Source organism: Micromonospora sp. NBC_01412 (genome assembly GCF_045040215.1).
Lineage (GTDB): Bacteria > Actinomycetota > Actinomycetes > Mycobacteriales > Micromonosporaceae > Micromonospora > Micromonospora rubida.
The window spans coordinates 5,954,231-5,974,222 of record NZ_CP109528.1; the positions used below are offsets into that span (position 1 = coordinate 5,954,231).

At 70.0% G+C, this 19,992-nt stretch carries 6 protein-coding genes; 4 read left to right on the forward strand and 2 right to left on the reverse strand.

The annotated features are described in order from the left end of the window. Positions 1-85 precede the first annotated feature (85 nt). The 4 genes from OG617_RS26290 to OG617_RS26305 all read left to right on the forward strand — a co-directional run bounded on the left by OG617_RS26290 (position 86) and on the right by OG617_RS26305 (position 17,602). Positions 86-1,240 (forward strand): hypothetical protein, encoded by a 1,155-nt coding sequence (locus OG617_RS26290; RefSeq protein ID WP_405095612.1) that lies wholly within the window; start codon positions 86-88, stop codon positions 1,238-1,240. Positions 1,241-1,344: 104 nt separating this feature from the next. After that, entirely contained in the window at positions 1,345-2,307 is a 963-nt protein-coding gene (locus OG617_RS26295) for a hypothetical protein (RefSeq protein ID WP_405095613.1), read from the forward strand. Between the two features lie 399 nt (positions 2,308-2,706). Then, a complete protein-coding gene (locus OG617_RS26300; protein WP_405095614.1) occupies positions 2,707-16,944 on the forward strand; it encodes a hypothetical protein in 14,238 nt (4,745 codons plus the stop codon). Positions 16,945-17,014: 70 nt separating this feature from the next. After that, positions 17,015-17,602 carry a sigma-70 family RNA polymerase sigma factor gene (locus OG617_RS26305; protein ID WP_405095615.1) on the forward strand — a complete coding sequence of 196 codons (588 nt, stop codon included), beginning with the start codon at positions 17,015-17,017 and terminating at the stop codon, positions 17,600-17,602. On the opposite strand, the gene OG617_RS26310 is transcribed toward OG617_RS26305, so the two are convergent. Then, entirely contained in the window at positions 17,521-18,294 is a 774-nt protein-coding gene (locus OG617_RS26310; protein WP_405095616.1) for a hypothetical protein, read from the reverse strand. The genes OG617_RS26305 and OG617_RS26310 overlap by 82 nt on opposite strands. A gap of 865 nt (positions 18,295-19,159) precedes the next feature. Beyond that, positions 19,160-19,927 (reverse strand): IclR family transcriptional regulator, encoded by a 768-nt coding sequence (locus OG617_RS26315; RefSeq protein WP_405095617.1) that lies wholly within the window; start codon positions 19,925-19,927, stop codon positions 19,160-19,162. Positions 19,928-19,992 lie beyond the last annotated feature (65 nt).

The following is a 19,992-nucleotide window of genomic DNA, read 5'->3' on the forward strand; positions in this document are numbered from 1 at the left end:
GGCGGGTTGGCGGGACGGCGGGCACGTCGCCCGACCGGATGCCGCTTGGTGTTTCGGTGAGTTCACCTCGTTCGAAGGAGTTGTCGTGACCGTTCCTGTCCGCAGTGCCGGTGATCTTGACCAGGTCGCCGGCTGCCATGACATGTTGCTGCGTCTGGCGGGTCGGTTGCCGGATGACCTGATCGCCCAGGCGCGTAGCTGGCTAGCGGAGCGGGCGTTGGTCAAGCTGGCCCAGGTGCTGGCCGGGGCCGTTACGGCGCAGCGGGTGGCTCTGCATCCCGATGATGCCGCCCTGCTGGTCGATCTGCTACGGGAGGTGGAGGTGGACCGTTCCGAGCTGGCGAATCTCGCCCGGGCTGAGCACGACGTGCTGCTCCCGTACCTGTTCCAGCCGGTCACGCCGGCCCAGGCGGACACGGTTCGGCGGCGTGGCGGGGTGCTGCCGGTCGCGCTTGATCTGACGTCCGGTACGCCGCCGCGGTTGGACACGGTGGACGTGGCGGCGGTCGAGACAGTCGCAGCCCGCCCCGGGGCGCATGGTTTGTGGCGGGCGTGGCGGTCGGCGGCCGATGGCTCGGAGTGGCCGTTGCCGCGTCGGGTGTATCTGGTGGAGGTGGCTGACCCGGCGGAGCGGCCCCGGTTGGCCGCCGTCCTCCAGGGCGCGCTCGAGGCTGCGGGCGAGGTGGCGCCTCAGGTGGAGGTGAGTGCGGTGGGTGAGACGCCGTCGTACTACCAGCGCACGGCGCGCGGGTCTGGGGCATTGCTGTGGGCGCACCAGGCCGCGCCGGTGATCGAGAACGCGGCGGTGTTCGATCAGGTTGATCCGGAGCGGGGTGCGGTCTTCGCGCCGGATCATCCGAAGGTGGCCGATGCGGCGGCCCGGGAGGCGCTGCTGGGCTATCTGGATGGCGGTCATCCGTTGATGTGGACCACCGCGACCATCGACGATGTGGTGGATACCAGCCGGGGTGCGGTGGTCCCGTTGAACTTCCGGACCGACGGCACCTGGATCTGGCCGGACGTCGTCGCGTACTACCTGCGGGAACATCACCTGCGGCCGGACGATCGGCTGGTGGAGCACATTGAGGGTGTGGGACATCGGATGGCCACGCTGGACGGGGTGGCGTTCTTCCGTACGCTGACCAAGCTCCAGGAGCCGCCGGAGGGTGAGCCGGCGTGGCGGTTCCACGACGACGAGCCGGAGCAGCCCCCTCTGGACGGCCCGGACCTGGATCGCTGATGTGGGCCGTCCCCGGGCGGCGGGTTGGACTCTTCCTCGACCGGGTGAACCGGGACCGCCGCCCGGACGTGGTAGTCGGGGAACGTTGAGAAGGGGGCTTACAGGTGGGCGACACCGATCCGGATGAGCACGACGACGACTGGGCCGAGGGCAACGATCGGGACGAGCGGCCGGGCAGGTGGGCCCGGCTGACCCGTAACGGGCTACGCCGCCCGAGCATGCCACTGCTCGCTGCGGCGTGTGTCGGTGTGCTGGCGGTGTTGATCGGCATTGTCGTCGGCGGTCGGGGGGAGCCGGGCCCGCCGCCGTCGGCCGCCGCCGCCGGCGGTGGGGTCACCGAGAATCCGATGATCGAGTTCGATCCGGTCTCGGAGGGCGAGGAAATGTCGCCGAGTGCGGCACCTGAGATCACCGTAGCTCCGACACCCACTCCGGGCGCCTCCAGCGCGGCACCGAATCCGACCCCGGGTGCGACCCAGCCGCCGCTACAAACCCCGGCGCCCGGCGTGCCGACCGGTGCGGCCCCTTCCCCCGCGCCCAACGCGCCCAAGTCGACCTTCACCGCAATCGGCGGCTATCACTGCTCGCCGACCGCGACCAGCGGCTTCCGGCACTTTGACTGGTACAAGGACGGGGAGCGGGGCTGGTACTCCACGGGCACCGGTGGCTGGGTGGGTGCCGGCTGCGAAGGCCACTTCGAGTCGATGCCGATGTCCGGCTCCAAGACCAAGGACGACAGCGGTCTCTACGGTGAGTGGTGGTTCGTCGTGGGTGCGTCGACCCGCTCGTGTGCGGTCTCGACGTATGTGCCGGCCACCACGGACAGCCGTAGGGCGGCCGGTGACCCCGCCACCTACCAGGTGCGCGACACCGAGAGCGGGCCGGTCCGGGCGACGTTCACGGTCGCTCAGAAGGCCAACCGTGGGCGGTGGGTGGCGTCCGGGACGTACGCCGTCACCGGCGGCCGAATCGTCATCCGGGTGGTCAACCGGGGCGTCGACTGGGATGACTCCGGGTCCACCCTCGACCACATCGGGATCGCGCAGATGAAGGTGACCTGCCGCTGACGTAGCCGTGGGCCGGGCGTCGTCGGGCGGCTGTCCTCCTTGGCGGGAGGCAGCCGCCCTCATGTCGTTGACGGGAACATCACCGCTACTCCTGCCCCCGTCCGTTGCCGTAGCAGCCTGGACACGGGACCAGTACGTGCAGCTCACCGGCGCTCTGGTGCACGCGGGGACTCGGCATTGGGTGAACCGCGGTGATCCGGGATGCGTAGTCGTAGCAGCGTGGAAACAGCACAGCAACGCTCACCGGCCTCTGTGTACGTGCCTTGAGGCGCCTGCTGGCCGTTGCCGCGTTCAGTGTTTGGCGGTGTCGGTTCGTGACGGGGGATCCCGTCGTCGTTCCGCCGTGGGGCGATTCGACTTGTCTGGCTGGCCCGGTGTGGCCCTGCGGAAGGTGGCGCGATGAGTATTCCAGGTCCGCCGGAGGGGCTTGAGTGGGTCACGTTTGTGTTGGTGGGGGAGAACTGGCCGAAGGGTGATGAGGATGGCATGCGGGCCTTGGCGGAGGTGTGGCTGAGGCTTGGTGAGGACCTTGCTCCGTTGGAGGGGCAGTTGCGGTCGGTGGTCGCGCAGTTGGAGGCGGCTGGGCAGGGGCCGGCGTTGTCGGCGGCGCAGGAGTTCCTGCTGCGGATCAGCGGTGGTGCCGGCGCAGTGTTGCCAAAGCTGCGTAAGGCGATTGATGACGTGGCGGGGGGTGCGAAGAAGGTCGCTTTGGAGATCGAGTACACGAAGCTGATGATTATCGGTTTCGCGGTGATTCTCCTGCACATGTTGATGAAGTTGTTGTTTCTGTCGGTGATGTCGGGTGGTGCGGCGTCGGCGGCGGCGGCGCCGATTGTGGAGACGTTCCGGCAGGTCGTGTTGCGTCTGTTGAAGCGTTTGGTGTTGGCTGTGGTGCAGGGTGCGTTGTTCATGGTGGCTCTGGATGTAGCGGTCCAGGGTTTCCAGGTGGTTGTGTTGAAAACCCGGGACTTGAAGGAATGGGATCTGCAGAAGACCGGGTTCATGGCGGGTATTGGTGCGCTGGGTGGGGCGATTGGTTGGTCGTTGGGTTGGATGCGGCGGCTGCCGTTCGGTAAGAGCTGGTTGGGCACGGTGGTGAAGAACTCCCTGGCTGAGGGTCTGCCGGAGCTGATTGCGGATGCTATTGCACAGGGTCATGCGGATGTGGGGCCGCGTGGCGGGTTTGTCGGTGGCCTGTTGTCGGGTGCGGTGGAGGGTGCGATTGAGCACCCGATGAAGGGCCTGAGTCGCCGCCGCATTTATACGGATAACAGTTTGTTGTACTTGTTGGGGCGGTTGTTCGGTGCGGATGTGACCTTGGGGCCGCCGCCGGACCTGTTCGGGGACCTGCCGAAGGGTCCTGGTGGGGGCGCGGGGCCGGTGGACGCGTCGGGATTGTCGCCGGAGGCGGCGGCTGATGCAGATCCGGTGCCGACGTATCAGGAGAAGCTTCCTGATGGGGAACTGTCGTTGGGGGTGGGCCCGGTCCGGACTCCGGATGTGGACGCCGGCTCGGACCTGGGTTCGGCTCCCAACTCGAACTCGAACTCGAACTCGGGCTCGAATTCGGGTGTGGATTCGGGTGGGTCGGGGTTCGCTGCGGAGGGCCCGAGGTCTTCGGTGGAGTCGCCCGACGCCGGGTGGGTCGCCTGGTCGTCTGTGGACGCTGAGCTGGGAGCTGGGTCGCAGTCTGGTGTGCCGGTTGATACGGGTTCGAACTCCTTGTCAAATACGGGTGTTGGTGGGCTTACCGACGGTGGTGGGGTGTCGTCGGACTCCGGGCTTGTTGGTGGGCCGCCGTTGTCGGGGTTGGGGCAGCAGGACTTTGCGGGCTTGTTGGGTGCTGACGGGAGCTTGGCGCGGGAGCGGCTGTTCGATGAGTGGCGTGGGGCGGAGCTGGGTCGGTTCGAGGGGTTGTTGGACAGGTCCCTGCCGCAGAGGGGTGACCTGTTCGGGTTGTCGGCGGCGGACTTGAGGGCGGAGTGGCTGCGTCAGGCGGAAACGCATTTCGACAATGCTTTCGCTCCGTTGGTGATTCCGGTGGACCCGGTGTCGGGGGCGTCGTTGGTCCCGAACTCGGCGGATCAGGTGCGGGGGTTGCAGTCGCGTTGGCAGGCGTTCGCTGACGATGTGAGTGTGGTGGCGGGATTGGGCGGGAGCGCGTGGGCCGGTGTGTTGTTCGCGCATGTGTTCACCGGTCACGAGGTCGAGGTGGTGGTTGATCGGTGGTTGGGGGCGCGGCCGGGTGTGGTGGTGTCGGCTGTTGACCGGATCGCGTTGCGGGATGCGGTGGTGGCGGGGGTTCGCGGTGAGGTATTGGCCCGGCTTGAGGCGGTGGCCGAGAGTGGGGCGCTGCCGGCTGACCGCGTGGTTCGGGTGGTGCGGTCGGTTCGGGGGGACGGCGTCGGGTTCGAGCGTCGGATTGAGGAGCGGTTGGCGGCGTTGGTTGCGGCCGGTGGGGTTACCTCCCCGGACACCACCGCCAACGCGACGGCGAGTTCCACCGTGAATGTGTCGGCTGATGCGGTTGGCCTGGTGGACACGACGGCGGGTGCGGCTGTCGTGGTCCCGCCGGATGCTCTGGTGTCGGTGGCATCGGACGAGGGTGCGTCTGCTGCTGGTCCCGTCGCGGTGACCGCGACGACGGCCCCGGCTGCTCCGGTGACCATCCAGGGTGCGGCTGCTTCGGTGGGTCAGCCGGCCGCGGTGACGGCCCAGGTTCCCTCCGATGGGGTCCAGTCGCCATCGCCATCGCCATCGCCATCGCCATCGCCATCGCCGTCGCCGTCGCCGGTTGCCGTTGGGGTGGGGGTGGGGGTGCCCGCAGGTCGGTATTTGCCGGGGGCCGGGGACGGCCCGCAGTGGGGGGTGAACGCGGCGGCGTTGCCGAGGTTCGTGGTGGATGGTGTGCCGTGGTTTGCGGTGGTGGGGCATGGGGTGCCGGTTCCCGGCGGTACGGGGTCGGTTGGGATTGACCTGGGTGATCAGGTGCTGGATGCCCAGCGGTTTGCCGATGCGGTGCGGGGGATGCCCGGGTGGGACGGGCGGCCGGTGGTGTTGGTGGTGTGTCGGGCGGGCGCGGCTGACCGGGATGGGGTGTCGTTCGCGTCGCGGGTGCGTGACCTGTTGGGGGTGCCGGTGGTGGCCGCGCCGATGGAGGTGTGGTCGGATTCGGGCGGGTCGGCGCTGGTTGGTGAGTTTGTGGTGTCGCCGTCGGGGCGGGTGTCGTTCTCGTCGGGCGATGCTCGGGCGGCGTGGCAGTACTTCCCGGAGGGCAAGGGCGTTGCCCCGGTTTCCCATGTAGCGGGTCTGGCCGACACGATGAACGCGTTGGCGTCGGCGCCGGCCTCGGTTGGTGTCTCTTCGCCCTCGACGGGTCCGGTCTGGACCCGCTGGGCGGAACCGGCGATTGGCGATGGTTCGTTGCTCACCGCGTCCGGCGTGGAGGCAGGCCACGATGGGGCCGTTAGCAGGCCGCCCGTTGTTCCGCCGATCCCGGCTGAGACACGGACGTTCGGGGATGAGGTGTTCGACGAACTTGATGAGCATGTGGCATCCGAAACACCGATGACCGAGGTGGTGGCGGACGCCGGCCCGGTGACTGCGCCTGGAACCGCCGTAACGCAAACGGACGGCGGAGGAACGCCGGACCTGGTCTCGCCGGACCTCGGGCCCATTGCCGGGGCGGTTCAGTCGAGCGGTCCGCCCACGCCCAATCCGCAGTTGACCAGCAGTTACAGCATCCGCTCCGTTGACGGCGGGATGCGGTTTGAATCCCTGTCGCCGCTCACCGTGGGGGAGCGGGAGCCCGCTGACTCGACCGCCTTCCCGGTGTTCGTCCCACAGTGGCCGAGTGTTGTGCAGGCGCGTCCGCCGCTACGGGTCTCGGCCGACTTTTCTCTGGCGATCAACGGAACCCGTTCCGTGCAGGGCAGCACCAACCCGATGGAGGTGCGGGAGTTCTTCGCCAGCGGGGAGGTGTTGACAGCCGCTCAGGCCGCTCTGCGTCGTACCGGTGGCGACATCGAGCTGGAGGTGTCGGGAATTCAGGTGCTGCTCGACGAGAACGGCACCGAGACCGCACTGTACCGGGTCGTGCCCCGGATGAGGGAACCCCGCAGTGACGTCTGCCGAGACTTCGCCGGAAAGATCCACGGGGAGGTGGCCGACACGGTTTTGTTCCGCCAGGCTGATGGAACAACGGCGTGGGCCGACATCAATGCCCAGGATGGCACCGAGATCACCGGGATGTGGCACCTCGCCGAAGGGCTCGCAAATTTTGTCGAAGCTGGACAGGATCCGGCAGAGGCCACCGGGACGTGGGCGACCTCGCTGGTGGCTCAGGACATGCGAGAGATCGGTGGGGGGGCCGGTCGGCCGATGCCGGGCGACCGGTACGGTGCCGCCCTGAGCTACCGGGCCGGGAACGAACCGACCCGGCAGCGAATGGACGACCTGGCGAGCCGGATCGGCATCAATCAGCACGCCTGGGCCGCCCCCGGTGAGACGTACGCTGCCGTGTCGATCCCCACCCAGGGGCCGGACGGCAACCCGGACTTCAGCCGCGATGTGGCCCGTGGGGCGACCAACATCGGGGGTTCCGGATATCACTTTGCCACCGTGATCGCCGAGAGCGCGGATGGCCGCAGCCAGATCACCCTTGAGAACGCCGCGCACCGGGCGGAGATCCTGTCGGTGGTCGAAGAGGCCATCAGAAGGAATCTGGCGGACCATGGCGCGGACCCGGAGAGAGCCCTGCGTGACCTGGACGCGCGCCTGCGTGATCTGGACGCGCTGCCGGGCGACCCGGCGCAGCGGCCAGCTGGTGCCGAGGGCATAAGCCTGCGAAACAGGAGGGAACTTGCTGCGGCACTCGCCGCCCTTCAGCCCACCGGTTACGACGCCGCGAAAGCGAGGCTGAAGAGCAGGGCCCGCAGCGCGATGCTCGCCGCGGCGGCGCTTCCGTCGCCGGGCGACCAGTGGTATTTCAGGATGTACACCCGGGAGCCGGGGGAGAGTTTCTTCGAGCAACAAGTCCTCTTCTACGAACCCTCGGCGACTGTTCCGAGAGTGAACCCGATGGTCGCGGTCACCACCGGCGGCCATCGCCGGATCGGCCCGGTGACGGTCCACTTCGAGCGGGGTGATCGGAACGTCACGGACCAATCGCTCGGCGGGTTGCGGTGGTCCGGCCGCAGGGTTGCCCGGTCTGTCCTGTGGTGTGCCGACAACGGGTTGCCACTGCCCACCGTCGTGGTCACCGGCCATGCCAATGTCGGACTCCGCGGTGAGAGGCGAGCCAGGATGGCCGCGGCGGAACGGGCCAAGTCCACGGCTACGGCCTTCCGCGCCGAACTCGATTCGGCCCTTGCCCAACTGCAGGGCACCGTTGTGAGAATCCGCGCCGACGAGGTGCTGATGCAAGAGATGGTGGCGGACCCGCACACCGACCGCGGCACCGCCTCAGACAACCGCCGGGTCACCTTGGAGTTCTTCGTCCGGGACGAGACGCCATCCATCGGCGTCCGCCCGGATGACGGTACGACGCCGCGCTCGGCGTCGTACCCACCTGGCGATTCCTCGACGGTCCTGCCGGACCGTGCCGGCGTCCCTGCCTCGGCTACCGGGATCCAGGCCGGTGACGAGCGGGCCCGGCGGCCGGCCCGGTCGAGATCCGTGCCGGCCTGGGCCAAGTGGGACGCGAACTCCGGGGGCACTCCGGCCCCGTCCGGCTCCGGCCGGGCAGCGTCGGACGGCACACCGGTCCTGGTCAGCGACACGGACAGTCGGGCGGTGTACGGCTGGGTTCCGGAGGGACGGACGGTCCCCCTCGTGCTGTACCGCACCGGCGGCGGATCGTCCGAGGTGCCGGCGGCGCTTCGCGCCTGGGCGGCGGAGACGGATCGGCCGGGCGCGGGCCTGACCCTGTTGGCGCAGTCCGGCTTTTCCGCCGAGGAGCTGCTCGAAGCGGTGGAGTGGGCCATGGCTCGCCCCGGTGAAGCGGTGCCTGCCGCCGTCGAGCTGGTCACCGAGCAGGACGCGGCCGGACTGTCGGATCGACAGTTGGCGGAGCTGTGGCAGAAGCACCCGAGCACCGACTTCACCCAGTCCTCCCGGGCGACGCCGCGCACCGAGCCGTCGACCGGTCGGGGCAGCAGGCCTGCATCGGTGGCCGCCGAGGGCAACGACCTCTTCGACGCGCTGATCGGTGCCTTCCCTAAGCACCTCTCGTCGAAGCTCGGGGTGCAGAAGCCGACGGTGGAGATGCTCCGCGAACGGGTCGCCGCCGCACTGGAGGCCGACTTCGCACTCGCTGACGTGACGGGTGCGGTGGCGGCGAAGTGGGCCGGCTTCGTGGCGAGACGCGACGGCGAGAGCAGGGAGGCGGCTCACCAGCGGTACGTGAGGGATATCAGGACACCTGGCAGTTGGCAGCATGACGCCGACGACCTGGTGCCCGCCATCGCTGCCGCAGCCCTCGGACTGCCGGCGACGCTGCTCGTCACCCCGGTCCCCGGGGGATCGACAGCGGTGGCGAGTGTGGGGGTCGCGGCCGGTCGGTACCTGCCGGCGGCGGGTGCCCACGCGAATCCGGCGGTGAACGGTGGTTCGCTGCCGGTCTACGAGGCGGACGGCGTCACGTGGTTCACGGTGGTGGCGCACGGCAGGCCAGGTGGTGTCCAGGTTGGTGACCGGGTGTTGGACGCGGCCGGGTTCGCCGGCTGGTTGCGTAGCGTGCCGGGCTGGGCTGGCCGTCCCCTGGCGCTGGTGGTGTGCGATGCCGCCAAGACGGATGCGAACGGTGGGTCGTTCGCGCAGGAGGTGCGGGACCTGTTGGAGGTTCAGGTGCTGGCGGCCCCGGCGAAGGTGTACACCAGCGAGAGTGGCGCTGTCTCCGCGGGAAACTTCGACCTGGCATCGGGACGACCGCGCTTCACGTCTGACGGTGCGGTGGCCTGGCGGTTGTTCCCCGCCGAGCGGGGTGCCGCGTTGAAGAGTTTGGGCAGTGGCAGCCTCGACATGGCGATGTACCGGGTCGGCGCGATGGTGCGAGCCGAAGGGGAACACACCCAGCGGCAGGTGGAGCCTGCCGCCGGGCCGACCTGGTCCGAATGGGCCGGGGAGCCGGGGACGGCCGTGGTCAGCCCGGGCCCGGTCGAAGTGCTCGAAGTGACCGAGCAGACGGTCGAGGGGCGCCCGGTCGCGGTGCAGGTCGCACTGGCCGGTGGCGGTTCCGCGCCGGCGCTCGACGGTCAGGTCTCGGAAGCGTCCTCGTACCTCAACGCCGACCTGCTGTCCGCATTGGAGGACACCCTCATCGTGGTCGTTGACGATCGCGTGGTGACCCGGCCGGGCGGCCAGGTGAACGCCCAGCGGTTCGCCGACTCCCTCGAACTGGTCATGCAGCCGATCGCTGTGAACCGCCCCTGGGCCGTGGTGGTCGCCCTGAACGGCGCGGCGACCCGATTCCCCGAACAGCTTGGCCTGGTCGCCGATGCCCATCCGGGCGTCTGGTTCCTGGCTGCCCCGGGCCCGGTGTACGCCGCCGGTGGTCTGCTGCACGCGGGTACGTCGGGCCGGCCCGACACGTGGCTGTCCTTCCGCGCCGGGGAACCGGTGGAAGATGCGGTGACCGGTGCGCTGACGCCGGACGCGCTCAGCGACTTCCGGGAGGAGGTCACCTTCGACCTGCCGGCGGGCATCGCCGAGTTGCGTAGGCAGATCGGTGTGCTCGAACAGTCGCTGGACGGCCAGGCGGCGACGGGCGACCCGGGCCAGGCGGTTTGGGACGAGGTGCGGACGTCCCTGGCCAACGCGACGGTCTTGCTCCGTCTCGTCGAGCTGTCCGGGTCAACCCGTGCGGGCCTGCCGGACCTTTTCGCCGCCCATAACCACGTTCTGCGCGCCGAACGGACCCGGTACGCGCCGATGCCAGCCGTTCAGGTGCCGGCGGGACCGGTCCGAACCGGCGAGGAGCCTGTGCCGGAGCCTGTGCCGGAGCCGGAGCCGGAGCCTGTGCCTGTGCCGGAGCCGGAGCCTGTGCCGGAGCCGGTGGTCCCGACCGCCTCGACGGCTACGCCGAGCGACGCCGAGTTGCTTGACGCGGCCTTTGTCGTAGCCATGCAACCCGTCCTGGGGATGCGGCTCCGCCAGGCCCAAGAGCTGACCGCACCGGACGCGCCGGAGGTCCAGGCGGTAGCGGACGCGCTGCGACAGTTCAACCTGCTGATCGAGGAGGCCCGGCAGGCCGGCGAGCTGCCGTCGGCCCCCCTTGCCCGGATCTTGGTCAACGCGTCGCCCGCGCAGATGCGGGCCTGGCAGGAGACCGCGCAGCGGAACGCCACCGCGCTTGTCGAGAGGGCGGCGACCACCAACGAGCCGGAGATGAGGGCCCGGCACCTGCTCGGCAGCGTGTTGTACCAGCACTTTCCGATGCGGACCAGCGCACTGGGTCTTGACCCGGAGGCAGCCGGGGACGCCCAGTTCCTGCCGCTGGTCCAGCAGGCGCTCGACCCGTCCGCTCTGGTGGTGAACGAAGAGCACATGGACCGCCTGACCGGGTACGTCATGTCCCTGGTCGAAGCCAACGAGCCGGTCACCCTGGACGCGCTGACGCGGCGTGCGGGCTTTGACGCGCTAGGGATCCGGCTCGCTGATGGGACCGAGGTCTCGCCTGCCGTAGGGGCTCTTGACGAGAGCATCGAGGGGTGGCGGCACAATCCCCCGCTGTCGCGCGATCGAATGCTTGAGCTGCGCGGACTGGCCCGCGACCTGTTGATCGAGAGCAGCGAGTCCTTCGAACCCACGGACGGGAACCTGGAGACGCTGAACCAGGTGATCGAGTCGGCCTACCGGCGGTACGGGAAGGTCTACGACGGTGCCCGGCCGGACGGGCCGTTGCGGTTGGAGCACCTGGAGGATCTGCTTCGCCACAAGCTCGGTGACCGGGCGGCCCTCACCTGGGCGAACGTGCGGCGGGTCGCTGATGAGAGCGACGCGCGCCAGCACTGGAGGGAGAGGCATCCGGGGCAGGCGTGGATGGCCGGCGTGACCCGGTCCGTCACCGTCAAGCTGCCCGCGTTGGGCAGGTCCGCTGTTTACCAGACCGTTTCCGCCCGGCACACGCGTGACATCCAGAAGGCGCCGGGCCAGGCGGACTCGCCGGCGGAGCGCCAGGCCGAGTTGGACGGCCTGTGGACAGAGGTGTCGGCTGCCCCGACCGCACCACCGCCTGCGGCGTCGTCGCCTGATCCCGATCCGTTGCCCGGGGCCGCTGTGGCCCCGGCTACGCGACAGCCGGCCCCGGTCACCGAGGATGACCTCGCCGGGCTGGTCAACGTCCGACGTCTGCTCTATGCCGACGCGCGGGACCGCTGGTACACCGGGCTGTCCGACTACCGGCCCATGGCGCTCGAGCTGCTGGGCGTGGAGGGCGCGGTGGGTGCGGCCGAGGTGCGGGAGCTGGCCACCCTGGTACGCGACGCGCGGGCAGCCAGTCCACCCCGAACGGGGATCGATGCGGCCGTCGCCGCGGTTCGGTTCCATCGTGCGGTCACCCGGAGGCAGCTCACCGAACTGGCTATCTCGCGCTGGCAGGACGGGAAGCCGGGCAGCCGGCCGAACCCGGAGGGTGTGGCGGAGGACCACAGCAGAATGGTTACCGCGTTCCACGCCATCGAAGAGTTGCCGTTCGTGCCGGAGTTGACCGCCTGGATCAACCGGGCCGTGCCGTTCGGTGGGGGGCAGATCAGCGAGGAGGTCGTCAACCGTACGCTGGCTTCGCTGTTCGGTCAGGTGCTCGACGACGGTGCGGCGCTGTCCGTGACGGCGGGGGGCCGGACGTACGACGTTCGGCTGTGGGCCGTGGCGGCCGGTGAGCCGGTGGTGGAGCCGGCCAGCCTGCTCGGCGGCAAGGAAGCGGGCAGCACCCGGTTCTCCGGCAAGCAGGAGAACCGGATCTACCGCTACCGGGACACCGCGATCTGGCGGTCCGAGGCGCAGGGCAGCAGCCTCGACGTCGGGGTGGCCTATCGGGGTGGCTTCGGTGCTCCAGGCACGGTCAGCGCCGGCCGGGCGGACGTGGCGGCGACCTACGGTCGGGTGAACACCAGGGGCCGGCGTCAGCTCGCCGCCAACGCCACCTCGGACTTCCAGCAGTTACGGATCAAGGAGCCCCTGGGCTGGGTGCACCTGCCGGTCAACTGGGTGCTCCGGGTCCAGGACCGGGCGACCGGCCGGTGGCGGGAGCTCAGTCTCCGCGACGTGCAGGGCACGTTGCGCGAGCACCAGGTCCGCTACGCGGTGGCGCAGTTCCAGTTGCCCTACTCCCTGCCGGAGAGCCAGCGACCGGGGCTGTCGTCCAACATCGACCCCGACTATCGGAGCACAACGACGATCACGAGCGCCGAGCAGTTCCCGGTGTGGAACCTGGACCACGCGGTGCCGAGGGTGCAGCTCGCCGACTCGGTGCTGGACGGGGTTCGGCAGGCGCTCAGCCCGCAGGACTATGCGTTCTGGAAGCCTGTCGTCGAGGCATACCTGTCCAATGACCAGCTCGCCCTCGGCCTGCGGGACATCCTGCGGCCCGCGAGGGGATCCAGCGCGACCGACCGTAGTGGTGACCGCCACTACCAGCAGGTGTTCCGCCAGACGTTGCAGCGTGACGGCCGGCATCTGAGCCTCAGTCTCACTGCCGGCGGCCTGGCCCAACCGGTCCGCGCGGTCACCAAGATCAGTGAGGTGAGTCGGAGCGGCGAGACCCGGTTCGACCGGGTGCTGGCCGTCGTGATCAAGACGTTGCTCAGTCAGGACGCCACGCGGTCGGGCCGCGGCACGCTGACCGGAAGCCTGCGGGTGATCGAGCAGTATCTCAGGATCGGCGGGCGCGGCCAGCTCACCCAGCGCAGCGGTGACCAGCTCATTCGCCATCACCGGGCCATGTTGACCCGGGCCATGCGGGTCGGTGGCCCGTTGCAGGTCGTGCTGGCCGACTTCACCGTCCAGTTGGAGGTCCACCACCGGCACGGGGACGTGGTGACAGCCCCCGCCCCGGTGAACATCGACGGCTTCGCGCACTTCATGATGCACTCGGACGCCCTACGGTCGTTGTCGGACGACACGGCGGCGGCCGACCCCGGGAGCGGGTCGGCGGGCGCGGCGGAGAACCCCACGGCGGCGTCGACCAGCTCGGCCCCGGCCGGCCCGAAATGGTGGACGCCGGGCCCTCGCTTCGGGCTGACGATGGACTTCGTCAAGCGTCTCGACGGCGTGCCGGAACTCTACAACCAGATCGCCGCGCTCATGGTCACCGAGGGGTACCTGCCGAGGCAGGCGGTGGGTGACGGGACAAGGACGCCGTGGGAAATGTTGCAGGGGTTGTCGGTGACCGGCGCGGACGTCAACCAGCCGGGCCAGGCGTACCTGAACTGGCGGTTGCTCGTCAGCCAACTGTCGGAGGAGTCCCTGCGGGCCAGGGCCGACGACGTGTTGAGCGCCGACGCGGGACAACCGGGCGTCACCTGGGTCTTCTCGCATCCCGCGGAGCCGGTCTCCCTGACCCGAGGGCTCACCATCGGTCTGTGGGCCGAGGCCACCGGCGTCGACACCTACCAGCGCGCCACCGACTACCAGGTGCAGTACGGCCACACGAGCGTGGACACCATGGCCGTCAAGGGCGCGAGCAGTCGGATCAGCGACCTCTCCGGGTACGCCGGGGCCGGCGGAACGGGCAGGAGCGATGGCCTGGGGCAGGGGCAGGTTGGCGGCCAACTCACCAGGTCGGCGACCGACAAACTCGGCCGGACCCAGTCCACCGCGTTGACCTCCGACACCGACGGGCAGAAGATGCCGAGCTCGGAGTTCGAGGTGGGGATCCGCTGGCGCTGGTTCGCCAATCATGGCCAGGCGTCGTTGGAACAGCCGGCGCAGGTTCCGGCGACAGCGATCCTGCTGCAACCCAACGCCCTGCACGCCGACGCCGGCCAATCGGCCCTCGCACCGCTCGATGTCGTCGCCGCCCAGCCCGATCCATCCCTGGATCCGATCAGCACCCGCGTCGACCCGCCGGCCGGGCTCCTGGACGACCGGCGGATGCGCTCGGTGCTGACCACCATGACGGCGGCGATCTATACCACGATCGGTGTCCAGGGTGTCGGGGTGCTGCAGGAGAGGCTGATCCGGATGACGGGTCTGCCGGCGACCGCCGTCTGGCAGGGCCTGACGCCGACCGTCTACAAGACCGTCCTGATGCGGGGGCTCTCCGCATCCGCGACGATCCCGATCGGAGACCAGGTCGTCGATTTGACCGTCCGCCCGGTCGGCCGCCCGGAGGTCGTCAAGGATTGGCTCCCCTACACCCAGCAGGTGCTCGAAAGTCAGGTAGGTCACGAGCAGGGCAACGACAGCCTGAGCCAGCACGGCTTGCAGGCGCAGGGGACAGGCGGCGCGACCGCCCTCGGCCCCGACGAAGCCGAGTTCCTGACCGGTAGCGGCGCCGTCACCAGGTCTACCGGGACGGGGGAGAGCGCCGCGTCACTGCGCACGGTGGGCAGCTACCGAGGTGTCTACCAGGACACCCGCATGGCGATCGTTCGCACAGTGGTCGTCAACCGGGTCGAGACGGCGGGCGGCGCCCTCGTCGAGACCTTCGGTGAGGTATGGCTCAACGTGCTGCGGACCGATGTCCTCGCCAACCAGGACGCCTTCGACAACACCGAGCTGCTGAACGACCCCGTCCCCGTCCCGAAGACAAAGGCTTCGGCCCCCGACGAGGCTCCGGCCCCGACACCGCCGATGGCCCGTTCGCTGAGCACCGAGAAGCTGCCACCGGTCAGCCTCCAGGACGGCCTCTCCTGGGCCGTGATGTGGCCGATGCTGTTCAACGGTGGGGGCGCGGAGGCGGGTTTCGGGGGCTTGAGCGAGAGGTTGGCCGCGGAGGCTGCCAGGTTCGGTGAGCCTGAACTGGTCACCCAGGTCCGGTCGCTGCCCTCCTGGTTGAGTCCGTACCTGGCGAAGATGCGCGACGGAGGCGCGGCCTGGACCTTCCAGGCCGGTGGCCGGGTCTTCGAGGTGCTGATGTCCGCCGAGTTGGTCGGGCCGGCCCGGGACAGCCGTCCCGGCGGAAACGGCGTCAAGGTCTACGAACGGGGCAACGCCTATCGCGACGCCACCCGTCGTAACGTCGCCTCGACCGGCGTGGCCGGCGGACTCACCGGAGGGGGACAGCCGGGGGGCCTTGACGGGCACTGGGGTCTGACGGTGACCGGCGGGCGGACCGGGCGGGTCGAGCAGGCCGACACGCGTGGCTCGAACCTGCTGTTCATGGCCGGGCTACGAGCCAACAAGCTGATGGACTTCACCCAGGCGGTCCGGTTCAACGCGACGATCCGAGAGATCACCAGTCTGGGTACCCGGGTCGTGGACGGAACCGTCGGCAGGCTGATGAGCACGGTGCGGGGCCGGGACATGCCGCTCCGATCGTCGAATATCACAGTGGACGAGGACCATGTGGTCAGCGTGCCCGACGAGGGCACGGTCCCCCGGGGAGAACCCATGCCGGACCACACGATCAGGCTCGGGAGGGTGCTACCGCCCACCGCTCTGGTCGAGGGGATCCTCGGCCTACGGGTGATCCACGAGGCGGTGAGATCCACCCGGGTGGGCGGCGTCTCCGATCCGGCGACCGTCCCGCCGGCCACGGATCAGCTCACCTTCGAGACGATGCGGGGCAGTCTCGCCGCGATGCTCACCGAGCAGGGGGCCTGGTTCCGTTCGGTGGCCACCGCCAGCGAGGTGGTGGACCCCGGGCCCGCCGGCTTCCGCGTACGGGCCAGATTCGGCGAGGTCCGCCAGCTCTACTACATGGCGAAGGCCGAGCTGGAGAACTACGACCATGGCACCGATCTCGTCGCCCACAACCGCAGCCAGAACAATCGGGAGAACCTGACCGGCACCTTCACGCTCGGTGTCGAGGTGGCTCCCGGTAACTCGGTCGGGCCGCAGGTCTCCTTCGGCGCGGAGCGGAGCAGAGCCGTCGGCACCGACCAGACCGCGTGGATCGAGCATCGGGCCTGGCTGCGCGCGGACACCTCGGTCTACTTCGTCTACGCCATGCTCGAGTACGAGATCAGGCTGCCCGGGACCGGCCTTGCCCCGATGAGGCGGGCCGGCAGCGTCGAGCTGGTGGTCGACGAGAAGAGCGCCACGGAACTGGGTATCCCCCTCGAGACGCTCAGGTCCGTTGTGCCAGTCAAGCCGAACCCGTCATCACCGGCGGGGGCACCGGCACATTCCCGCCCCGCTGCCTCGCGTTACCACAGGCAACTCTCCGAGATGTTCCACGTCGTGGTCGACCGTTTTCGCTCCGTCACCGAGCTGGGCCCTCCCGGACCGGGTCTCCCGGGCTCTTCCGCCACGACGTCGGACACACCGTCCGGAGCCCCGGCGGCGTCGACACCACCCGTACCGCCCGAGCCGGAGCCGGCCACGCCGCACGAGGCAGCCGTACGGAATGCGGACGACTTCCGGGCGGTGTTCCTCAATACGGGTGAAGGGAGCAGCGGGGTGGGGCCGTCCAGTGTGGGGAACAGATCCTCCCGGAAGGGCAAGGAACGCGCCGAGCCCCGCGCGCCGTGGTGAGCAAGGGTTTTCCAGGGTTCGCGTCACCTCCTCCATCCCTAGGTTTCGGGGTGAAGGAGGTGTGGCTGACGTGGCTGATGGTGCTCACGACGACCGGACGGAGACGCTTGAGCGGCTCTACCGGGCAAGCTTCGCGCCGCTGCTCTCGTACGTGCGGAAGCTGACGCTGGGGGACACCGCGAGGGCCGAAGACATCGTCCAAGAGGCGATGGTGCGTGCCTGGCAGCACATGGACGAGCTGAGTCTCACCCAGGAGACGGCCCGGCCCTGGCTGTTCACGGTCGCCCGGCGGATCGTGATCGACCAGTTGCGCGCGAAGGCCTCCCGCCCGGTCGAGGTCCAGGTGGACGTGGCGGAGTTCTGGCCGGTCACGGACGACGGGATCGACCGTGCGCTGGATGCCCTTGAGGTCCAGTACGCGTTGGCCGGTCTGCCCGCGCACCACCGCGATGTGCTGGTCAACCTCTACCTGCGTGAGCAGACGACAGAGGAGACAGCCCTCGCGATGGGCATCCCGCAGGGCACGGTCAAGTCACGGGCGTACCACGCTCTGCGCACGGCGCGGCGGACGATGGCTCACGCCGGGCCGGACAGGAACCAGGCCAGCACGTCGTGTGTGCCGGCCGCGTCAGCGGTGAAGGCGGCGAACCCCGGGTAGGCAAGCCCCGCACCGACCGTCCTGGCCAGGTCCACCTCGGCGGTGAGCACCGGCTTCGACGGTTTCGCGGCACCGGGCGAGACGAACAACCGAACCGTCTGCGACCTGGCCGAGTAGTCGATCCACACCGTGACCGGGCCACCGCCCAGGTCGACGTCGGTCGCGGCGCGGCCCTGGGTGACCGGCGGGCCGTTACGGACGGTGGTCACCGTAACCGTGCCGGTCGGAGACTTGGCTGCCGGGACGAGGTCGACGTTCAGCCGGGGGCGTAGCTGGTCGAGCGGCAGACCGCTCGTGGGGCCCTCGGCCTGCAACACGAACGAGAGAGCGCCGGAGCGGCCGGCGCTGACGAACTGGAACGCGGTGCTGAAGGACTTCTTCGGGCTCAGCGGGGCTGCCGACCACATCGCCCCGGAGCGCTGCGCCCCGTCGGCGAGCCGGACCGTCGGGGCCGAGTGCACGGCCGCGCCGGTCAGCGTCAGGCCGGTCGCCTCGGCGAACGTCGGATAGTCGATGGGGTGCGTCCCCTGCACCGTGCGGAGCGCCGTGGGCGTCGGCGACCCGGCGATCTGCGTAGCCGCTGGGGGTGCCGGCGGGTGGGGCGCGAGCCGGTCGGGAAGCTCGACGACGATGAACCAGCCGGCCACCGCGGTCGTCATCAACAGGGCGACGGGCGGCAGCCAGCTGCTCACCCGTCGCGGGCGGGTGGCGCGGGCGGGCCCGGGGCCGGGCCGATCAGGGGCACGCCGGGTGGCTGGAGGGTCGGCCACCTGATCGGGTTCGTCCGCCGGTTTCGGCGGCTGCTGTCGTGGTGCCGCTGCCGCTGCCGCTGCCCGTGTCGGTGCCGGCGCCGGTTGCGGTTGCTCGGTTGGCGTTGGCGTTGGCTTGGTTGGCGGTTGCTTGGTTGGCGGTGGCGGTCCGGGTCGGGACGCCGGAGTCGGGGCCCGCGTTTCGGGCGATTCCGGGCGCGCTCCGTCGGGTTCTGGGATCTGACGCCGCGTCGGCCTCGCGCCGCGTGGGATCGACACCAGCAGGCCGGTGGGCGGGACGGTGGCTGGCGGCTCAGCGTGCGCGGTGGGCGGGACGGTGACCGGCGGCTCAACGGGAGCGAGGGGCGACGCCGGTGGACCGCTCGGCGCGCTCCGGGTCTCGACCGGCGTGCGCGTGGGCGGGTCCGGGACCGGCGTGACGGCAGGAGAGGACACATCGGCCGAGGGCGCCGGACCAGCGGCATCGGGCACCTGGGCCGATCCGGGGTCCTCCGTGTCTGTCCCGGGCTGTGCCCGAAGCCAGACGGCTCGGATCGGCCGCAGCGCCTCGGTCGGAGAACTGTCGCGTTTCGCCACGCCGGCCATCGCTCCCTGCTGCATACCCAGTTGTCGTCACCGGCGACAGACCGGAGTTGGCTTCCCGGCCACTACGTAGGAGCCGGAGGTTGGGTTCAACCGTCCGCCGAAGTCGGACGGAACCGTGGTCGCGCTGCTGGCAACTCCCGCTGGGCGGCGCTCTTCGCGGTCGTCGGCCGTGTCGACGCGACCCTGAGCCCCGGGCAGGGCGTCAGTTGCCGGCGGCGATGTCGGCGGCGAGTCGTTCCGCGGCCGAACGCAGCACCGGCGCGATCCGTTCGGCGGCCTGCCGGGTCAGCCGTCCCTCTGGGCCGGAGACGGAGAGCGCGGTCATCGTGGGCGCGCCGACGACCGGCGCGGCGACGCAACGGACGCCCACCTCCTGCTCGCCCTCGTCGATCGCGTACCCGGCCGCGCGGACCCGGTCGAGTTCGCGGTCGAACTCCGCCAGGTCAGTGATGGTGTGCTCGGTCATCGCCGGCATCCCGGTCCGGGCGAGGATGCTGTGCGCCTCCGTCGCCGGTAGCTGGGCCAGCAGTGCCTTGCCCACCCCGGTGCAGTGCGGCAGCACCCTGCGGCCCACCTCGGTGAACATCCGCATCGCGTGCGGTGACGGCACCTGCGCCAGGTACACCACCCGGTCGCCGTCCAAGGTCGCCAGGTTGGCCGTCTCGCCGGTTGCCGCTACGAGGTCGGCGAGCACCGGCCGGGCCCGTTGGCCGAGGTGCCGGTTGGCGGTGTCGCCGAGCCGGATGAGCCGGGCGCCCAGGGCGTAACGGCGGGACGGCTGTTGGCGCACGTACCCCAGCGCGACGAGGGTCCTGATCAGCCGGTGGATGGTGGGCTGGGGGAGACCGGCGACGGCGGCGAGTTGGGAGAGCCCCATCTCGCCACCCGCGTCGGCGAGGTGTTCGAGCAGGTCGAAGGCGCGCTGAAGGGACTGCACGCCGGACCGGCCGGTCGGCGCTTCCTGCGGCACCAAGGCCCCCCTCGTGGTTCTGGTCGCGGTACTGGATGGCCCGGCCTGATGATATGGTACCCACC

Excerpts from the sequence above, each read along its gene's own strand:
- OG617_RS26300 (WP_405095614.1), top strand. The coding sequence starts at position 2,707 with ATGAGTATTCCAGGTCCGCCGGAGGGGCTTGAGTGGGTCACGTTTGTG.